This is a genomic window from Piscinibacter sp. PDB1-1 (assembly GCF_056675995.1).
Genome location: NZ_JBWVZJ010000001.1, coordinates 1,441,555 through 1,458,642, shown reverse-complemented (window position 1 = coordinate 1,458,642; position 17,088 = coordinate 1,441,555). Strand labels below are relative to the sequence as shown.

The following is a 17,088-nucleotide window of genomic DNA, read 5'->3' as shown; positions in this document are numbered from 1 at the left end:
GCACGGCCTGAGCGGGCCTTCGATACCTCAGGCTGAGCGGCCTTTCTCATGCGACCCTCTTCAATGCAGGAAACGTCTTCGCATCCACGATCCGCAAGTCCGCCGACACCACGCCGCTGCGTCCGTCCTCGAACTTCACCGCCGTCTCGATGAACTGCGAGGCCTTGCCGCTGTAAAGCGCATCCACCAGCACCTGGTAGCGCTCGCCGATGAAGCCGCGCCGCACTTTGCGTGTGCGGGTGAGCTCACCGTCGTCGGCATCGAGCTCCTTGTGCAGGATCAGGAAGCGGCTGATCTGGCTGCCGGCCAGCTTGTCGTCGGTGGCCAGATCCGCGTTGACCTTCTCGATGCAATCGCGCACCAGTTCGTACACCTCGGGCTTTTGCGCCAGGTCGGTGTAGCCCGCGTAAGGCAGGTTGCGTCGCTCGGCCCAGTTGCCCACGGCGTCAATGTCGATGTTGACGAAGGCGCAGACTTTGTCACGCCCATCGCCGAAGGCCACGGCCTCCTTGATGTGCGGGAAGAACTTCAGTTTGTTCTCCACATACTTGGGCGCGAACATGGCGCCGGCGTTCGGCCCGCTGCCGATGCGCCCCACGTCCTTGGCGCGGTCGATGATCTTCAGATGCCCGGCCGCGTCCAGGAAGCCGGCGTCGCCCGTGTGGTACCAGCCGGAGGCGTCGAGCACCTCGGCGGTGGCGGCCTCGTTCTTGTAGTAGCCGCGCAAGAGGCCGGAAGAGCGCACCAGGATCTCGCCGTTGTCGGCGACCTGGATCTCCACGCCCTCGATCGGCACGCCCACGGTGTCGGCGCGAGCCTGGTCGTCGGGCTGCAGGCACACGAAGACGGCAGTCTCGGTCGAGCCGTAGAGCTGCTTCAGGTTGATGCCGATCGAGCGGTAGAAAGTGAAGAGGTCAGGCCCGATCGCCTCGCCCGCGGTGTAGGCCACGCGCACGCGGCTGAAGCCCAGCGTGTTGCGCAGCGGGCCGTAGATGGCGAGGTTGCCGAGCGCATAAAGCGCGCGGTCGACCAAGCCCACCGGCTGGCCGTCCATCAGCGCCGGGCCCACGCGTCGCGCCAATGCCATGCATCGCTGGAACAGCCAGCGCTTGGGGGCCGATGCGTCTTCCATGCGAATCATCACGCTGGTGAGCAGGCCTTCGAAGATGCGCGGCGGCGCGAAGTAGTACGTGGGGCCGACCTCGCGCAGGTCGATGCTCACCGTGGCGGCGCTTTCCGGGCAGTTCACCACGTAGCCGCAGGCCAGCCACTGCGCGTACGAGAACACGTTCTGCCCGATCCACGCGAGCGGCATGTAGGCCAGCACTTCTTCCTTGTCGGTCAGCGCATCGAAACGCGCGCCGGCCTGGGCACGGTCGATCAGCGAGGCGTGGGTGTGCACCACGCCCTTGGGGTTGCCGGTGGTGCCCGAGGTGAAGAACATCGCCGCCACGTCGCCACTCTGCGCCTTGGCGACTTCGGCATCGAAGAAGCCCGCGTGGCTCGCATTGAAGGCACGGCCGGCGTCGACGAGCGCGTCGATCGCGTCCAGGCCGGGCTCGCTGTAGTTGCGCAAACCGCGCGGGTCGTCGAACCAGATGCGCGCCAGGCCAGGGTGCTGCTCGCGCACTTCGAGCATCTTGTCGACCTGCTCCTGGTCTTCGACCACGGCGAATGCGACTTCGGCATTGGCAATCGGGAACACGTACTCGGTAGCCACCGCGTCCTGGTACAGCGGCACGGGAACGGCCCCCAGCGACTGCGCGGCGAGCATGCAGGCATACAGGCGCGGGCGGTTCTCGCCGACGACGACCACATGCTGCCCGCGTTGCAGGCCGGCGGCGGCGAACCCCCCCGCCAGATCGCGCACGAGTTGCGCGAGCCCCTGCCAGGTGAGCGTCTGCCAGATGCCGAACTCCTTCTCGCGCAAGGCAGGAGCGTGCGGCCTGCGGGCGGCGTGCTCCAGCATCAGTTGCGGAAAGGTCGTGGTCACCACAGCGCGGTCTCCTGGGTCCTTGTGGGCCGGACTGTAAGAAGAAGTTTGACGTCGCGGTGTCGTTCTAACGACAATCCTAGGGACACTCCTCCCCGGTTCTTACCCGCGGCCCCCGCCATGAGCAACACCCGCCCCGAAACCAGCGGCCAACCCGGTGCGGCCGCGCTGGCGTCGCGCGCGCGGCCGCCCAGCATCCCGGAGCTGGAGGGCATCCCATGGCTCCAGACCTTGCAGGCCGACGAGCGCGCACGTGCCGTCGAAGACCTGCGCGTGGTGAACGTCGCCACCGGCGAGCTGCTGTGCCGCGTGGGCCGGCCCGCCACCTACTGGTTCGGCGTGATCGATGGTCTCTTGAAGATGAGCAACGACTCCAGCCGCGGCGTGCCCATCACCTTCACCGGCGTGCCGCCGGGCGGTTGGTTCGGTGAAGGCACCGTGCTCAAGCGCGAGGTGTACCGCTACAACATCCAGGCCTTGCGCAAGAGCGTGGTCGCGGGCATCCGCGTCGAGACGTTTCACTGGCTGATCGACCGCAGCATCCCGTTCAACCGCTTCGTGATGCAGCAACTCAACGAGCGGCTCGGCCAGTTCATCGCCGCGCGCGAGATCGACCGCATGAACGACCCCGACGTGCGCGTGGCGCGCAGCCTGGCCGCGCTCTTTCACCCCACGCTCTACCCGGGCGTGGGCTCGCTGCTGAAGATCACGCAGCAGGAGCTGGGCTACCTGGTCGGCCTGTCGCGCCAGCGGGTCAACGAGGCGCTGCATGTCTTGCAGGCCGTGGATCTGATCCGCATCGAATACGGCGGGCTGCGTGTGCTCGATCTCGAAGGCCTGCGGCGCCAGACCATCCCCGAAGGCGGCGTCACGAAGTGATCAGTTCGCCCGGGCTGCCGAGCAGGCGCCTGGGGGCGGCCCACGGCCCAGCCGCGGTGGCCGGGCGCGCCGCATGTTGGTGTCGCGCGTAGACATCCACGTCGCCGCTTGCCAGCGGGCCGAAGCTGCACTGCACCTCGCGCTCCAGGTCGGCCACGGTCGTCTGGTAGGCCTGGATGGGCTCGGGCACGTCGTCGAAGCGGTGCGCCTGGGGCTTCGCGTGATCGCCGCGCTGGCGGATGAGCGCGGCCACGGCGTCGTCTTGCCCGACCAGGAAGGCGAGCGAGCGCAGTGACGTGGCCGCAGGCGCGGCGACCGGTGGTGCTGCCGTGACCCATGCGATGACCTTCCAGAACGCGAGCGGAATCTGCACGCCGCGGTAGAGCGGGTCGTCGCCTGCGAACAGGCAGCCCGAGAACACGCTCACCCTGTGGTCCTGCGCGTTGGCGGTCTGCAGCACGTGGTTCTCGATCTGCAGCCACCAGTCGGTGTTGAGCACTGGCATCTGCGGCGAGCAGTTGGTCCAGTGGAAGGTGTCGGCTTCGCCACGAGCCGATTGCGCGTCGCTGTCACCCCAGGCCGGATCGAGCCGGCGCACGAGGTGGCCGCGCTGGAAGCCGGAGCCGCGATAGAAGTCATCGCCAATCTGCGTGGAAGGCGCCGCGCGCTCGTCGAACCACCATGCGTCGCGCTTGCGGTCACCCAGATGGCGTCCTGGGCACCATCGATGTTGACGGCGGCCCAGTACGCGAGGCGTCGCCGGGGGTTCATCAGGATGCTGAAGTGCTCGTACGGCAGAGGTGCTGGCGCGCTCGAAGCCGCTGCAGCAGCTTCGAGCGCGGGCAGCGGCACGGCCGGGCCGAGGAAGCCGAGGTCATAGCCGCGGCGGTTGCGGTAGTCGGGGTCGAGCGGGCGCCAGGACTGTGGCGTGAGGAAGGGTGAGGTGTCGTCGTTCATCGGGCGATCTTCGCCGCAGACGGTGTCAGTTCATCGAAGCCCTTGTCGCCGCCTCGTGCCGTGCGCTCGCGGGCCGACTCCGGGTCTGCCGCAACGCGCCATCCGGCTGCGGCCGCTACCATCGCCCTGGCGCGACCCCCTCCGGACAACGCTTTTCAATGAACGACAACGACCCCGCGCTGCAGCGTCTCATCGACCACGTGAACACCGCCCGTGCCGCCGGTACGGCGCTCAACATCTGCGGTGGTGGCAGCAAGAGCTTCTACGGCGAGGCGGCGCAAGGAGAGCGGCTCGACACCTCCGAGCTGCGCGGCATCTCCAGCTACGAGCCGAGCGAACTCGTGATCACCGCCCGCGCCGGAACACCGCTGATCGAGCTCGAATCGGTGCTGGCGGAACGGGGGCAGTGCCTGCCTTTCGAGCCGCCGCATTTCGTCACCCACATGAGCACGGCCGCCACGGTGGGCGGCATGGTGGCTGCAGGGCTGTCGGGCCCCTCGCGCGCGTCAGTGGGCGCCGTGCGTGACTACGTGCTCGGTGCGAGCCTGCTCAATGGCCAGGGCGAAGTGCTGAGCTTCGGCGGGCAGGTGATGAAGAATGTGGCGGGATACGACGTCTCGCGCCTGTTGGCGGGTTCGATGGGGACGCTGGGCGTGGTGCTCGAGGTGTCGCTCAAGGTCTTGCCGATCGCACCTGCCACGGCCACGCTGCGCTTCCAGATGGAGCAGGTGGCCGCGCTCGACAAACTCAACACGTGGGGTGGCCAACCGCTGCCGCTGAACGCCAGCGCGTGGTGGGACGGCAGCTTGCTCGTGCGCCTGCGTGGCGCGCTTGCGGCGGTGCAGGCCGCCATCAACACGCTCGGCGGCGACGTGATCGAGCCCGCGCACGCGAGCCCCTTCTGGGACGGCCTGCGCAACCACACCGACGAATACTTCACCAAGGCCCAAAAGGCCGTGGCCGGCGGCAGCGTGGCGCTGTGGCGCGTGTCGGTGCCGCAAACCGCCCGCCCGCTGATCCTGCCTGGTGAGCAGCTCATCGAGTGGCACGGCGCGCAGCGCTGGCTGTGCACTTCGGCCTCGGCCGCCAAGGTGCGCGAGGCCGCGGCGCGCGCAGGCGGCCACGCCACGCTCTTCATGGGGCAGCACAAGCACGGCGGCGCCTTCGCACCGCTCAAGCCGCCGCTCGATCGCATCCACCGCGAGTTGAAGAAATCCTTCGACCCGAGCGGCATCTTCAACCCCGGCCGGCTCTACCCGGGCTTGTGATTCGATGAGCCCGCACGCCACCGCCGAGAGCATGCAACGCTACTACGCGCAGCGGGCGAGCGAGTACGAGCGCATCTACGACAAGCCCGAGCGGCAGGCGGACATCGCGGCCCTGAAGGCCTGGCTGCCGACCCAGTTTGCCGGGCGCAACGTGTTGGAGATCGCCTGCGGCACGGGCTATTGGACGCCGCATGCGGCGACGCAATGTGAGGCCTGGACGGCGACCGACTTCAATGAAGAAGTGCTGGCCATTGCGCGAACCAAACCACTGCCGCACGCGCGAGTTAACTTTCAGCGCGCCGATGCATACGCGCTGCGCTTCACGGGGCGGTTCGACGCCGCCTTCGCGGGATTCTGGTGGTCGCATGTGCCCGTCGAGCGCAGCGGCGAGTGGCTGCGCGGGTTGCACGCGTGCCTGCAGCCCGGCGCGCGCGTGGTGCTCATCGACAACCTGTATGTCGAGGGCAGCAGCACACCCATCACGCGGCGTGACGCGCATGGCAACAGCTATCAGGCCCGCCGCCTCGCCGACGGCAGCACACACGAGGTGCTGAAGAACTTTCCTGACGAGCCCTCCATGCGGCAGCTGCTGGGTGCACGTGCCGAGTGGAAGCAGTGGCAGTACTTCTGGGCGTGCGTTTACACCGTCTGACCATGCAAACCAAACTCTCCCCCGAGTTCAAGGGCACGCGCGAAGGCGATGCCGCCGAGGCCATCCTGCGCAAGTGCGTGCACTGCGGCTTTTGCACTGCCACCTGCCCGACCTACCAGCTGCTGGGCGACGAACTCGACGGCCCGCGCGGGCGCATCTACCTCATCAAGCAGGTGCTCGAAGGCGAGCCGGTCACGCAGAGCACGCAACTGCATCTCGACCGCTGCCTCACCTGCCGCAACTGCGAAAGCACCTGCCCCTCGGGCGTGCAGTATGGGCAGCTGGTCGACATCGGGCGCCACATCGTCGAGGAGCGTGTCCAGCGGCCTGCGAAGGACAGGGCGGTGCGCTGGTTGCTCAAGACCGGGATGACCTCGGCGGCTTTCGCGCCGGCCCTCAAGCTCGGGCAGAAGTTGCGGCCCCTGCTGCCTGCGGTGCTCAAGGACAAGGTGCCCGAGCCCGCCCCAGCGCGCGCGCACCAGTGGCCCACGCGCGAGCATGCCCGCAAGGTGCTGCTGCTGATGGGCTGCGTGCAGCCGGCGATGGCCCCGAACATCAACAGTGCCACGGCGCGCGTACTCGATGCCGCCGGCATCCAGACCCTGGTGGCCGACGACGCCGGCTGCTGCGGGGCGATCCGCACTCACCTGGCCGACACCGAGGGCGGCTTGGTCGACATGCGCCGCAACATCGACGCGTGGTGGCCGATGGTGGTCTCGGGCAAGGTCGAGGCCATCGTGATGAACGCATCGGGTTGTGGTGTCACCGTGAAGGAGTACGGCCGCGCGCTCGCGCACGACTCCGCCTATGCCGAGAAGGCGCAGCGCATCAGCGAGCTCACGCGCGACCTGAGCGAGCTGCTGCCCGACATTGGCCCGCGCCTCAAGGGCCGGCTGCGCAAACCCAAGACCCGTGAGCTGGTGTTCCACCCGCCGTGCACGCTGCAGCATGGTCAGCAGTTGCGCGGTGGTGTCGAAACGCACCTCGCCATGTTGGGGTTCGAGGTGCGCCTGGCCGCCAGCGAGAGCCACCTGTGCTGTGGGTCGGCTGGCACCTATTCGGTCCTGCAGCCCACGCTCTCGAAGCAGTTGCGCGACCGCAAGCTCAGCGCGCTCGGTGCAGCAGATGCCCAGGTGATCGTGTCGGCCAACATGGGCTGCATTCAGCACCTGCAAGGTGGCACCCAGACACCGGTGCGACATTGGGTCGAGTTGATCGACGAAGCCCTGCCGTGAGGGCTTGGCGCGACCCGCAAACCCACTAATGTGCGCACGGGTTCGTGTCCGAAATGTGAAAGACCACGACGCGGGTAGCGCTGACGTCTCCTAGCTCCAACATTCCAGGCAGGGGAGTCGGGTTTGCACTGATTTGTCGTATTGGATGCACAAAATCGGCGATTGCTCACAGAAGCAAGCTCGTCCGCGGGCCGCCTGGGCGGCCATCGTGCAATCAACTCACTGAGGTTTTACTCATGAACAAGAAACATGCAATCGCTCTGGCGCTGCTGACCGGTTTTGCTGGCGCAGCGTCCGCTCAATCCTCTGTCACCGCCTTCGGTATCGTGGACGTCAACGGCCGCTATGTCGACAACGGCGACAACCTCGACCAGTACCAGCTCGGCACCGACGGCCTGAACAGCAGCCGTCTGGGCTTCCGCGGCGTCGAAGACCTCGGCGGTGGCTTGAGCGCAGGCTTCTGGCTCGAAGCCGGCCTGAACCCCGACACCGGCACCATCAACTCCAGCGGCAAGTTCTGGCATCGCCGTACCACGGTGAGCCTGATCAGCCAATCGATCGGTGAAGTGCGCCTCGGCCGCGACTACGTGCCGACCTACACCGGCATCGCCGACTTTGACGCCTTCGGCGACAACGGCGTGGGCAAGTTCAGCAACCTGCAGTCCAAGCTGGGCGGCACGGTGAACACGCTGGCTCGCGGCGACAACCAGGTGCACTACTTCCTGCCGAAGACCCTCGGCGGCGTGTACGGTAACGTCACCGTCGCGGCTGGCGAAGGCAATGTCGGCGATAAGTACTACGGTGGCCGTATCGGTTACGCCGCAGGCCCGCTGAACGTGTCGCTGGCCTATGGCGAGACGCAAGCCAACGCGGCTGACGACTACTACAAGCTCGGCGCACTCGGCGCATCGTGGGACTTCGGCTTCCTGAAGCTGCTGGGCTCGGTGTCGCAAGCCAAGTTCATCGGTCGCGAAGAGCTGCTGTACACGGTCGGCGCTTCCGCACCGTTCGGCCCGTTCGTTCTGCGTGCCTCGTACGGCATGGCTGACCTGTCCGGCGGCGCCGTCGGTTCGGGCTACAACGACAACGACGATGCCGACCTGTGGGCGATCGGCGGCATCTACAACATGTCGAAGCGCACGGCCCTGTACACCACGGTCGCTCGCATCTCGAACGACGGCCGCCAAGGCTTCAAGGTCGCGTCGAGCCCGGCGCTGCCCGCTGGTGGCAACTCGACCGGCTTCGAACTCGGCCTGCGCCACTCGTTCTAAGTCGACGAAGAAGGGATAGAGCCTTCGGGCTCAGGCGCCGCGGGAGCGGCGCCTTCCGTTCAGCAGGAGGCCGACCCATGTCGGCCTCACTGCTTTCTGGTACGCGATCAACAGGATCGCGAACGTCGCGCACACGATCAGCGCGTACTTGATGGCCCAGTGCCAGTCGGCCAGCATCAGCGCCGTCTGCAGCGCAAGCACCAGCGGCAGGTGCATCAGGTAGATCCAGTACGAGGCGTCGGCCACATAGCGAAGCGCCGGGTTCTCGCGCGAGAAATGGTGCAGGCCGGTGCCGATGAAGGCCAAGGTCCAGTGCATCAAGGCGACCGCATAGGCAAAGGCCAGCACGGCCTGCAGCTCGGGCCGGTCGGCCAGATGCAGCGACACCGCCACGCCCACCAGGCCGATGGCGAAATTGACGCGGCGGCGCGCCGCGATCACCTGCAGCAGCGCGCGCTGCCGATCGAGCAACCACCCGAGGCCGAACACGTACGCATAGATGAAGAGCGGCAGGGCCGGCGGGAGCCAGGTGAAGCCGGGTGTGCTGACCCCGTGCAGCACGAGCCACCCGGGCTGAAGCGCGAATGCCGCCGCCACCGGCGCGCCCAGGCACAACGAGCCTGCTACCCAGGTGAGACCGCCTCGCAGCATGCGGTCGGCCCAGTGCATCACGATGCCGTGCCTGTCCAGCGCGCGCCCCAGCCAACGCAGGCCGATGGCGATCGCGTAGAGCCACAACAGCATGTAGAGAAACCACAGGTGGAAGAAGCCCGGCGTGATGTACGCCGGCAGCGTGTCGGGCAGCCGCCCGCCGTGCGTACGTGCCAGCGCCCACATTGCCACGCCCAGCACGAGCAGATTGCACACCACCCAGGCGCCGGCCAGCGGGACGGCGATCCGCGCCAGGCGATTGCGCCAGAACCCGCGCCAGCCACGGCGGTGGTAGAGCATGTGGGCGAACAGACCCGCGACCAGAAAGAACACCGACATCCGGAACACGTGGATCACGAAGGTGAGCGCACCCAGCGCTGCGCTCTTCTGAACGTCGGCCACGGGCCAGACCTTGGTGTCCACCCCCGGCAGGAAGGACAACGCCGCGTGCAGAAAGATGCCCAGCAGCAATGCGGCGGCGCGCACGGCATCGAGGCCGTGAACGCGCTGCGCGTCGGGGTCAGGCGGTGCTGTCAACGCGACCGCTGCGCGTGGCGGCACCGACGGAGCCGAGAAGGCCGGCCACCACCAGCACGTACCAGAGCGACAGGCCGCTGGAGTCGGCCGTCACCATGCCAGCCGCGCGCAGCACCAGGCCGGCTGCCGCGGCCACTGCGAGCACCAGCAGGGCGCCGGACACGATCGCGCCGAGGCCGCGGATGTGCGCGTTCCTGGCGCCGACCACGAAGAGCGCGAAGCCCGTCAGGCTGAGCAGGGGAAAGAGCAGCCACAGCGTCGGGTCGGCCACGGCGCCCGCCCAACCCAGCGGCACGGCCACGAGCACCGCGCCTGCGAAGAGGCCCAGCGCCACCAACAGGGCGCCCACGATCAGCAATGCCATCTGATTCCTCCCGCAAGTGGCTGTGCAGATGCGCGAAATCTTCGCACAGGCATGCCGGTGCGCTTCAACTCGCGTGGCCCTCGGCGGCCAGCGGTTCGGGCCGTGCACGCAGCGCCCACGCCACGCCGACGATCAGCAAGCCGACGCCCGCCAGCGTCTCGAACTCGGGCCATTGCTTGCGCAGCAGGTAGGCATAGCTGAGCGCGGCCAGCGTCTCGAAGACGATCAACTGGCCCGCAAGCGAGGGCGCAAGACGCTGGCTGGATTCGTTCCAGCACACGGTACCCAGCCACGAGGCGAAGAAGCCGATGGCAAACATCAGCCACAGGAAATCGGCCGCCCGCGGGCCGAAGGGCATGGGGAACGGGTCGCCCTGCAGCGCGTTCCAGGCCCAGGCAAACGCGTAGCCCACCAAGGCCAGGGGCAAGGTCGCGAGGCCCTGCGCCGTGGCCCAGGTGCGCGGGCTGCGGTCGGGGTGGGCACGCAGCCATTCGGAGTTGCGAATCGGGTACCAGGTCCAGCAGATGACTGCACCCACTGCGAGCAGCGCGCCCAGCGCGTAGCGGCCGATGTCGGCGTTGGGGTCTTCATGCAGGTGGCTGATCTCTGCGTGGTTCACGAGCCCGATGCCGGCGGCGATGAGCGCGAGCGAGGGCAGCATGCGCGCCCAGGGCAGCTTGGCCTCTCGCCCGCCGCGCAAGTTGGCGGTGATGGCGATCACGACCGGCAGCGTGCCGATGATCATTGTGGGCAACGGCCCGCCGGCACGCTGGATTGCACTGGCCAGGAACAGGTAATAGACGACGTTGCCGACGGCGCCGAGCTTGAGTGCCTCGACCCAGTCGGCACGCGCGAGATCGCGCAGGCGCGCGCGGTCGAGCCAGGCCAGCGGCAGCGCGATCAGGCCGAAGGCCACATAGCGGCCGAACGCCTGCAAGGTGGCCGGGTACTCGGGCAGCATCAGCGGCCCGACGAAGACGAGGCCCCACATCAGGCCGGCGGCCAGGGCGAAGAGCAATCCGGTGGTCATGTGGTGTAGGTAGGCCCTGAAGGGAGCAGAGGATACGACCTGCACATCGGTCGGGGATGCAGTTGGTCCGCGCATTCGCGCAGCCTGTCGCAACGGGCTCGCGCTGGTGCGTCAGGTGGCTAGCCTGTGCATGTCGAACACCTTTACAGGAGCCATCTCATGTCCATCGCCGACGATCTCAGCACGCTCAGTGACCTGCACCAACGCGGCCAGCTCTCCGATGCCGAGTTCAGCCGTGCCAAGGCACGCATCGTGAACGGCGCCGGGCCGATGCTCGACGCGGCCAATGCGTTTCGACGCAGCCGCAGCGATCGCTGGATCGGTGGCGTGTGCGGCGGCTTGGCCCGCGTGACGGGTGTGGCCGCGTGGATGTGGCGGCTTGCATTGGCCCTGCTGCTCTTGTGCGGCGGCACGGGCATCTTCGTGTACGTGCTGCTGTGGATCGTGGTGCCGCTGGAACCCGCCACGCACTACGGCCAGGCGCAGGCGGGCGGGGCGGCATGAGCAGAGCTCAGCGGTAGTACGCCTCGACCGTGCCCTTCACCTTGATCAGCAACGGCTGCCCCTTGCGGTCCTTGGTCTTGCCGGCCGGCACCTTCACCCAGCCTTCGCTGATGCAGTACTCCTCCACGTCGTGGCGATCCTTGCCGTTCAGGCGGATGCCGATCTCGTGCTCGAACACGGCGGCCACGTGATGCGGGCTGCGCGGGTCGGTGGACAGGTGGTCGGGCAGGGCGGGCCGTTCGGTGGCGTCGGTCATGGGGCTAGCCTGGCGGGCAGGCGCAGTTGCGTGAGCGGGCGATTTTCGCGGATTGCACGGGCGGTGGCCGCTACTGCATGTAGCGCGCCTCGAATCGCGCGAGCACCGCGCCTTTCTCGTCGAGCAGATTCAACTGGTTGCCTGTGACGCGCCAGCGCGCCACCTCGGGCAGCGTCTCCAGAAAGACGCGCTCCTGCTCGGCGCCCTGCAGGCACGCCATGCGCGTGCCGGCGAGGGGGCCGAAGCGCAACTGCGTTCCCTCGAGCGAGTAGGTGCCGGTCAGGCGGTTGCAGCCGCTGGAGCCGGCGACGGTCTTGCGCGCCTTCTGCAGCACGAAATGGGCTTCGCGCTGGTTGTGGAACACCTGCGTGGGCTGGCCTGAAACTTCCATCAGCTTCCAGTAGGTGTTCTCCAGCGCCGCATCGGGTGCCGGGGGCGGCGGCGTGCTGCACGCGGCCATGGCCCAGGCGCACAGGGTGATCAGCAGGAACTTGCTCGTGTTCTTCATGGGGTCGACTCCGGGAGACACCGCACTCTAGGGCCTGCGGGCGAACATGGCATGCGCGCGGTCGCGCTCCCTTGCTGCGCCGGACCGCGTTTCGCGCAGCCCCTACGCAAAGATGCCCTCGCCACTTACGCAGCGAGGGCATGAAAGCACATGAAAGGGCAGGCCGATGCGCCTGCCCCGCTTCGGGTCGAAGACGATCTAGCGGTGAGCTTTCATCACCGCACCTTGCCTGCCTTCCACGCGTTCAGCAGCGTGTCGTAGGCGATGGTTTCACCCTTGGGCTTCTCGTTGGCGAGCTTCTTCCATGGCGCGCCCTTGTCAGTCAGCCACTTGTTGGGGTCGCCCGGCTTGTTGAGCTTGGGCGCGCACCGGGCCATGCCGGCGCGCTCCAGGCGGGCCATCACGTCGTCCATTTCCTTGGCGAGGTTGTCCATCGCTTGCTGCGGTGTCTTCTCACCGGTCACGGCCACGGCCACGTTTTTCCACCAGAGCTGCGCGAGCTTCGGGTAGTCGGGCACGTTGGTGCCGGTGGGTGTCCAGGCCACGCGCGCCGGGCTGCGATAGAACTCGACCAGCCCGCCGAGCTTGGGCGCCAGGTCGGTCATGGCCTTGCTCTGGATGTCGGATTCGCGGATTGGCGTCAGGCCCACGATCGTCTTCTTGAGCGATGTGGTCTTGGCCGTCACGAACTGCGCATACAGCCAGGCGGCGGCCGTCTTGTTGGCGTCGTGCGCCTCGAAGAAGGTCCACGAGCCCACGTCCTGGTAGCCGTTCTGCATGCCCTGCTTCCAGTACGGGCCGTTGGGGCCGGGGGCCATGCGCCACTTGGGTGTGCCGTCGGCATTGACCACCGGCAGGCCGGGCTTGGTCATGTCGGCGGTGAAGGCCGTGTACCAGAAGATCTGCTGCGCGATCTGGCCTTGCGCGGGCACGGGGCCGGCTTCGCCGAAGGTCATGCCGGTGGCTTCCTTCGGCGCGTACTTCTTCATCCAGTCGACGTACTTGGTGAGTGCGTACACGGCAGCCGGTGAGTTGGTCGCGCCACCGCGCGAGACGCTCGCGCCCAGCGGGTTGCAGCCGTCGTCGGACGCTCGGATGCCCCACTCGTCGACCGGTTTGCCGTTGGGGATGCCGATGTCGGCGGTCCCGGCCATCGAGAGCCACGCATCGGTGAAGCGCCAGCCGAGCGACGGGTCCTTCTTGCCGTAGTCCATGTGGCCGTAGATGGGCTTGCCGTCGATGGTCTTCACGTCGTTGGTGAAGAACTCGGCGATGTCTTCGTACGCGCTCCAGTTGAGCGGCACGCCCAGGTCATAGCCGTACTTGGCCTTGAACTTGTCCTTCAGGTCGGGCCGCGCGAAGAGGTCGGCGCGGAACCAGTACAGGTTGGCGAACTGCTGGTCGGGCAGCTGGTAGAGCTTCTTGTCGGGCGCAGTGGTGAAGCTCGTGCCGATGAAGTCCTTGATGTCCAGCCCGGGGTTGGTGAACTCCTTGCCCTTGCCGGCCATGTAGTCGGTCAAGTTCATGATCTTGCCGTAGCGGTAGTGCGTACCGATCAGGTCGGAGTCGGAGATCCAGCCGTCGTAGATCGACTTGCCCGACTGCATCGAGGTCTGCAGCTTCTCGACCACGTCGCCTTCCTGGATCAGGTCGTGCTTGACCGTGATGCCGGTGATCTCGGTGAAGGCCTTGGCCAGCGTCTTGGATTCGTACTCGTGCGTGGTGATGGTCTCGGAGACGACCGAGATCTCCTTCACGCCCTTGGCCTGCAGCTTCTTGGCGGCTTCGATGAACCACTTCATCTCGGCCATCTGCTGATCCTTGCTCAGCGTGGAGGGCTGGAACTCGCTGTCGATCCACTTCTTGGCTTCGGCCTCACCGGCCCATGCGCTCTGACCGATGGCCAGAGCAGCGGCGGCAAAGGCCACGGCATTCAAGCGCAATTTCATGTCTGTCTCCTCGTTGGCTTCCCACTGATCGCGTGACACGCCGGTTGGGAAGGGTTGGCCGGGTGCCTTTTCAAAAGCCGGGTTGGTGGATCTATCCCTTGCGCATCACGAGGGCGAGCAAGAGCATCGACACCACGAAGCTGATCCAGATCGAGGGTTCGTTCTCGAGGCTGAACCAGGTCATCATCTTTTCGCTCACCGCCACGAAGGCGAGGTTGACGTAGGCGGCGCCGAGGAGGCCGATGAAGAGCCGGTCGCCTCGCGTGGTTTCCATCGGAAGCCAGCCTTTGCGGCTGGTGGTCGGCGACTTGAGCTCCCACACGGTCATGGCGATGAGCATGAGCAGGATGCAGGTGAAGAAGATCGCGACGGGGGTGGTCCAGGCCATCCAGTCAAACATGGGGGTGCTCCGCTTGATTTGCTGGCGCTGTGCGCATCCCAGTCCGCTCAGCCTGAGGTATTGAAGGCTCGTGCCGCTCTTCGCCTGCCTTGTTCACTGCGTGAGGCCGTTGCCGGGGTTTCGGCCCGGCGGCCGAGTTACTTCTTTTGCTTCGCCAAAAGAAGTAACCAAGAAAAGGCGACCCTGCCTCCTCGGCCCTCGCTGCGCGAGGGCTGCCTTGCGCTGCTCGGTCTTTGGGGCTCGCGCCCAACTCACTTCGCGGCCTTCGGCCGCTGCGTTCAAACAGGCGGCGCGAAGTCAGTTGACGAAGCGTGCTTCGCACGCCGCCCCAAAGCCCTGCGCTGCTCAGCTCGTCAGAAGGGGAAGAGCGAACACCAGCCGGGCCTCGCTTCGCGTCGGCCCACCCGCGTGCGATGGATTCGATGCCAGCGAAGCTGGCGAGGCATTCCGGGGCCCCTGAGAGCCGTCGAGCAGCGCAGGGCTTGGTGGGCGCGTGCGCAGCACGCATCAATAGCTGACTTGGGGCAGATGTTTGTGCGCAGTCGCCGCAGGCGACGGAGCGAGTTTCTGCCCCGCCCACCAAGACCGAGCAGCGCAGAGCAGTCGGCCCTAGGCCGACCGGCGAACGGGGTGCCCTTTCATTTGGTTCCTTTTCTTTGGGCAAGCAAAGAAAAGGAACTGCGCCGCCGGGCGCACATCCCGGCGCGGCCTCACGCAGTGAACAAGATTCACAGCTGGCGGCACGGACTGAGCAGGCCTTCGATACCTCAGGCTGAGCGGATGGTGATACGCGAGCAGGCCAAGCGGGCGGTGATGCGCGAGCAGGCCGAGCGATCGGTGATGCGCGGAAAAGGGTGGGAGACGAGGGCACGCGCATGATCAAACTCGCCCCATCGCAAAGCCCTTGGCGATGTAGTGCCGCACAAACCAGATCACGATCGCCCCCGGCACGATGGTCAGCACGCCGGCAGCCGCCAGCACACCCCAATCCATCCCAGAAGCCGACACCGTGCGCGTCATCGTCGCCACGATCGGCTTCGCATCTACGCTCGTCAGCGTGCGCGCCATCAGCAGCTCCACCCACGAGAACATGAAGCAGAAGAACGCCGCCACCCCCACCCCTGCCTTGATCAGCGGAATGAAGATCGTGAGGAAAAAGCGCGGGAACGAATAGCCATCGATGTAGGCCGTCTCGTCGATTTCGCGCGGGATGCCGCTCATGAAGCCTTCGAGAATCCACACCGCCAGCGGCACGTTGAACAGCAGGTGCGCGAGCGCCACCGCAATGTGCGTGTCCATCAAACCGAGCGTGGTGTAGAGCTGGAAGAAGGGCAGCAGAAAGACTGCCGGTGGCGTCATCCGGTTGGTCAACAACCAGAAGAACACATGCTTGTCACCCAGGAAGCTGTAGCGGCTGAAGGCATAGGCCGCAGGCAACGCCACCAGCAAGGAGATCACCGTGTTGATGGCCACGTAGATCAGCGAGTTGATGTAGCCCGAGTACCAGCTCTCGTCGGTGAAGATGGTGCGGTAGTGCTCCCAGGTGAAGTTCTGCGGGAACAGGCTGAAGGTCGACAGGATCTCGGTGTTCGTCTTGAACGACATGTTGACCATCCAGTACACCGGCAGGATGGCGAACAGCAGGTAGGCGATCAGGAAGATCGTGCGCTTCTTGAAGCGGCGCTCATCCATGGCTGGCCTCCGTCGTGTTCTGCGTGCCCACGCGCTGCATCCAGTTGTAGAGGATGAAGCACAGCAGCAGGATGATGAGGAAGTAGATGAGCGAGAAGGCCGCGGCCGGGCCGAGGTCGAACTGGCCGACCGCCTTCTGCGTCAGGTACTGCGAGAGGAAAGTCGTGGCGTTGCCGGGGCCTCCGCCGGTGAGCACGAACGGCTCGGTGTAGATCATGAAGCTGTCCATGAAACGCAGCAGCACCGCGATCATCAGCACGCCGCGCAGCTTGGGCAGCTGGATGTAGCGGAACACGGCGAACTTGCTGGCGCCGTCGATGCGCGCGGCCTGGTAGTAGGCATCGGGGATGGCTCGCAGGCCGGCGAAGCACAGCAGCGCAACGAGCGGCGTCCAGTGCCACACGTCCATCACCAGCACGGTGAGCCAGGCGTCGGTGGCGTAGCCGGTGTAGCTGTAGTCGATGCCCAGCCAGGCGAGGAAGGCGCCGAGCAAGCCGATGTCGGTGCGGCCATAGATCTGCCAGATGGTGCCGACCACGTTCCAGGGGATCAGCAGAGAGATCGCCACCAGCACCAGCACCAGCGAAGACTTCCAGCCCTTGGCGGGCATGGACAACGCCAGGCAGATGCCGAGCGGAATCTCGACCAGCAGCACCGCCAGCGAGAAGCCGATCTGGCGCACGAGCGCGCCGTGCAGTTCTTCGTCGCGCATCACGGATTTGAACCACTCGGTGCCGACGAACACGCGGCGCTCGGGGGAGATGATGTCCTGCACGGAGTAGTTCACCACCGTCATCAGCGGCAGGATGGCCGAGAAGGCCACGCACAGGATGACGGGGAGGATGAGGAACCAGGCTTTCTGGTTGATGGGCTTCATGTTTGTGCGGCTCCTTGATGGGTGGACATCGGAGCGGGCCTTCGATACGCACGTAGTGCGTACCC

The 17,088-nt window shown here is 66.4% G+C and carries 17 protein-coding genes; 6 read left to right on the top strand and 11 right to left on the bottom strand.

Features of this window, described 5'->3' with window-relative positions:
* Nucleotides 1-46: 46 nt before the first annotated feature.
* Nucleotides 47-1,993, bottom strand: coding sequence for an AMP-dependent synthetase/ligase (locus AC1KAR_RS06670; protein WP_480315758.1), 1,947 nt, complete (start codon nucleotides 1,991-1,993; stop codon nucleotides 47-49).
* A 120-nt stretch (nucleotides 1,994-2,113) separates the two neighbouring features.
* On the opposite strand from AC1KAR_RS06670, the gene AC1KAR_RS06665 reads away from it, so the two are divergent.
* Nucleotides 2,114-2,872: a Crp/Fnr family transcriptional regulator gene (locus tag AC1KAR_RS06665; RefSeq protein ID WP_480315756.1), complete on the top strand. Its 759-nt coding sequence runs from the start codon at nucleotides 2,114-2,116 to the stop codon at nucleotides 2,870-2,872.
* Here AC1KAR_RS06665 and AC1KAR_RS06660 read toward each other — a convergent pair.
* The gene (locus tag AC1KAR_RS06660) at nucleotides 2,862-3,578 is read right to left on the bottom strand and encodes a DNA/RNA non-specific endonuclease (RefSeq protein WP_480317789.1); all 717 of its coding nucleotides are present in this window, start codon (nucleotides 3,576-3,578) and stop codon (nucleotides 2,862-2,864) included. The genes AC1KAR_RS06665 and AC1KAR_RS06660 overlap by 11 nt on opposite strands.
* Before the next feature lie 409 nt (nucleotides 3,579-3,987).
* Between AC1KAR_RS06660 and glcE the strand changes: the two genes are divergently transcribed.
* The 4 genes from glcE to AC1KAR_RS06640 all read left to right on the top strand — a co-directional run bounded on the left by glcE (nucleotide 3,988) and on the right by AC1KAR_RS06640 (nucleotide 8,255).
* Complete coding sequence (glcE, locus tag AC1KAR_RS06655; RefSeq protein ID WP_480315754.1) at nucleotides 3,988-5,097, top strand: glycolate oxidase subunit GlcE; 1,110 nt, start codon at nucleotides 3,988-3,990, stop codon at nucleotides 5,095-5,097.
* A gap of 31 nt (nucleotides 5,098-5,128) precedes the next feature.
* On the top strand, nucleotides 5,129-5,749 hold the full coding sequence (locus AC1KAR_RS06650; protein ID WP_480317787.1) for a class I SAM-dependent methyltransferase: 621 nt from the start codon (nucleotides 5,129-5,131) through the stop codon (nucleotides 5,747-5,749).
* 2 nt (nucleotides 5,750-5,751) lie between these two features.
* Entirely contained in the window at nucleotides 5,752-6,984 is a 1,233-nt protein-coding gene (gene glcF, locus AC1KAR_RS06645; protein WP_480315752.1) for a glycolate oxidase subunit GlcF, read from the top strand.
* 236 nt (nucleotides 6,985-7,220) lie between these two features.
* Complete coding sequence (locus AC1KAR_RS06640) at nucleotides 7,221-8,255, top strand: porin (protein ID WP_480315751.1); 1,035 nt, start codon at nucleotides 7,221-7,223, stop codon at nucleotides 8,253-8,255.
* Between the two features lie 30 nt (nucleotides 8,256-8,285).
* Here AC1KAR_RS06640 and AC1KAR_RS06635 read toward each other — a convergent pair whose 3' ends face one another.
* From AC1KAR_RS06635 to AC1KAR_RS06625, 3 genes are all read right to left on the bottom strand, one after another.
* Nucleotides 8,286-9,443, bottom strand: coding sequence for an acyltransferase family protein (locus tag AC1KAR_RS06635; protein WP_480315749.1), 1,158 nt, complete (start codon nucleotides 9,441-9,443; stop codon nucleotides 8,286-8,288).
* Nucleotides 9,427-9,807, bottom strand: coding sequence for a hypothetical protein (locus tag AC1KAR_RS06630; RefSeq protein WP_480315747.1), 381 nt, complete (start codon nucleotides 9,805-9,807; stop codon nucleotides 9,427-9,429). Before AC1KAR_RS06630 ends, AC1KAR_RS06635 begins: the two co-directional genes overlap by 17 nt.
* A 64-nt stretch (nucleotides 9,808-9,871) precedes the next feature.
* Entirely contained in the window at nucleotides 9,872-10,837 is a 966-nt protein-coding gene (locus AC1KAR_RS06625; RefSeq protein WP_480315745.1) for a DMT family transporter, read from the bottom strand.
* Between the two features lie 159 nt (nucleotides 10,838-10,996).
* Between AC1KAR_RS06625 and AC1KAR_RS06620 the strand changes: the two genes are divergently transcribed.
* Nucleotides 10,997-11,341, top strand: coding sequence for a PspC domain-containing protein (locus tag AC1KAR_RS06620; protein ID WP_480315743.1), 345 nt, complete (start codon nucleotides 10,997-10,999; stop codon nucleotides 11,339-11,341).
* Between the two features lie 7 nt (nucleotides 11,342-11,348).
* On the opposite strand, the gene AC1KAR_RS06615 is transcribed toward AC1KAR_RS06620, so the two are convergent.
* From AC1KAR_RS06615 to AC1KAR_RS06590, 6 genes are all read right to left on the bottom strand, one after another.
* Complete coding sequence (locus AC1KAR_RS06615) at nucleotides 11,349-11,597, bottom strand: DUF3297 family protein (RefSeq protein ID WP_480315741.1); 249 nt, start codon at nucleotides 11,595-11,597, stop codon at nucleotides 11,349-11,351.
* A gap of 70 nt (nucleotides 11,598-11,667) precedes the next feature.
* Nucleotides 11,668-12,105, bottom strand: coding sequence for an META domain-containing protein (locus tag AC1KAR_RS06610; RefSeq protein WP_480315739.1), 438 nt, complete (start codon nucleotides 12,103-12,105; stop codon nucleotides 11,668-11,670).
* A gap of 215 nt (nucleotides 12,106-12,320) precedes the next feature.
* Complete coding sequence (locus AC1KAR_RS06605) at nucleotides 12,321-14,054, bottom strand: ABC transporter substrate-binding protein (protein WP_480315737.1); 1,734 nt, start codon at nucleotides 14,052-14,054, stop codon at nucleotides 12,321-12,323.
* A 91-nt stretch (nucleotides 14,055-14,145) separates the two neighbouring features.
* Nucleotides 14,146-14,454 (bottom strand): DUF2160 domain-containing protein, encoded by a 309-nt coding sequence (locus AC1KAR_RS06600; RefSeq protein WP_480315735.1) that lies wholly within the window; start codon nucleotides 14,452-14,454, stop codon nucleotides 14,146-14,148.
* Between the two features lie 879 nt (nucleotides 14,455-15,333).
* Nucleotides 15,334-16,146: a carbohydrate ABC transporter permease gene (locus AC1KAR_RS06595; RefSeq protein WP_480315733.1), complete on the bottom strand. Its 813-nt coding sequence runs from the start codon at nucleotides 16,144-16,146 to the stop codon at nucleotides 15,334-15,336.
* On the bottom strand, nucleotides 16,139-17,023 hold the full coding sequence (locus tag AC1KAR_RS06590; protein ID WP_480315731.1) for a carbohydrate ABC transporter permease: 885 nt from the start codon (nucleotides 17,021-17,023) through the stop codon (nucleotides 16,139-16,141). Before AC1KAR_RS06590 ends, AC1KAR_RS06595 begins: the two co-directional genes overlap by 8 nt.
* Nucleotides 17,024-17,088: the final 65 nt, after the last annotated feature.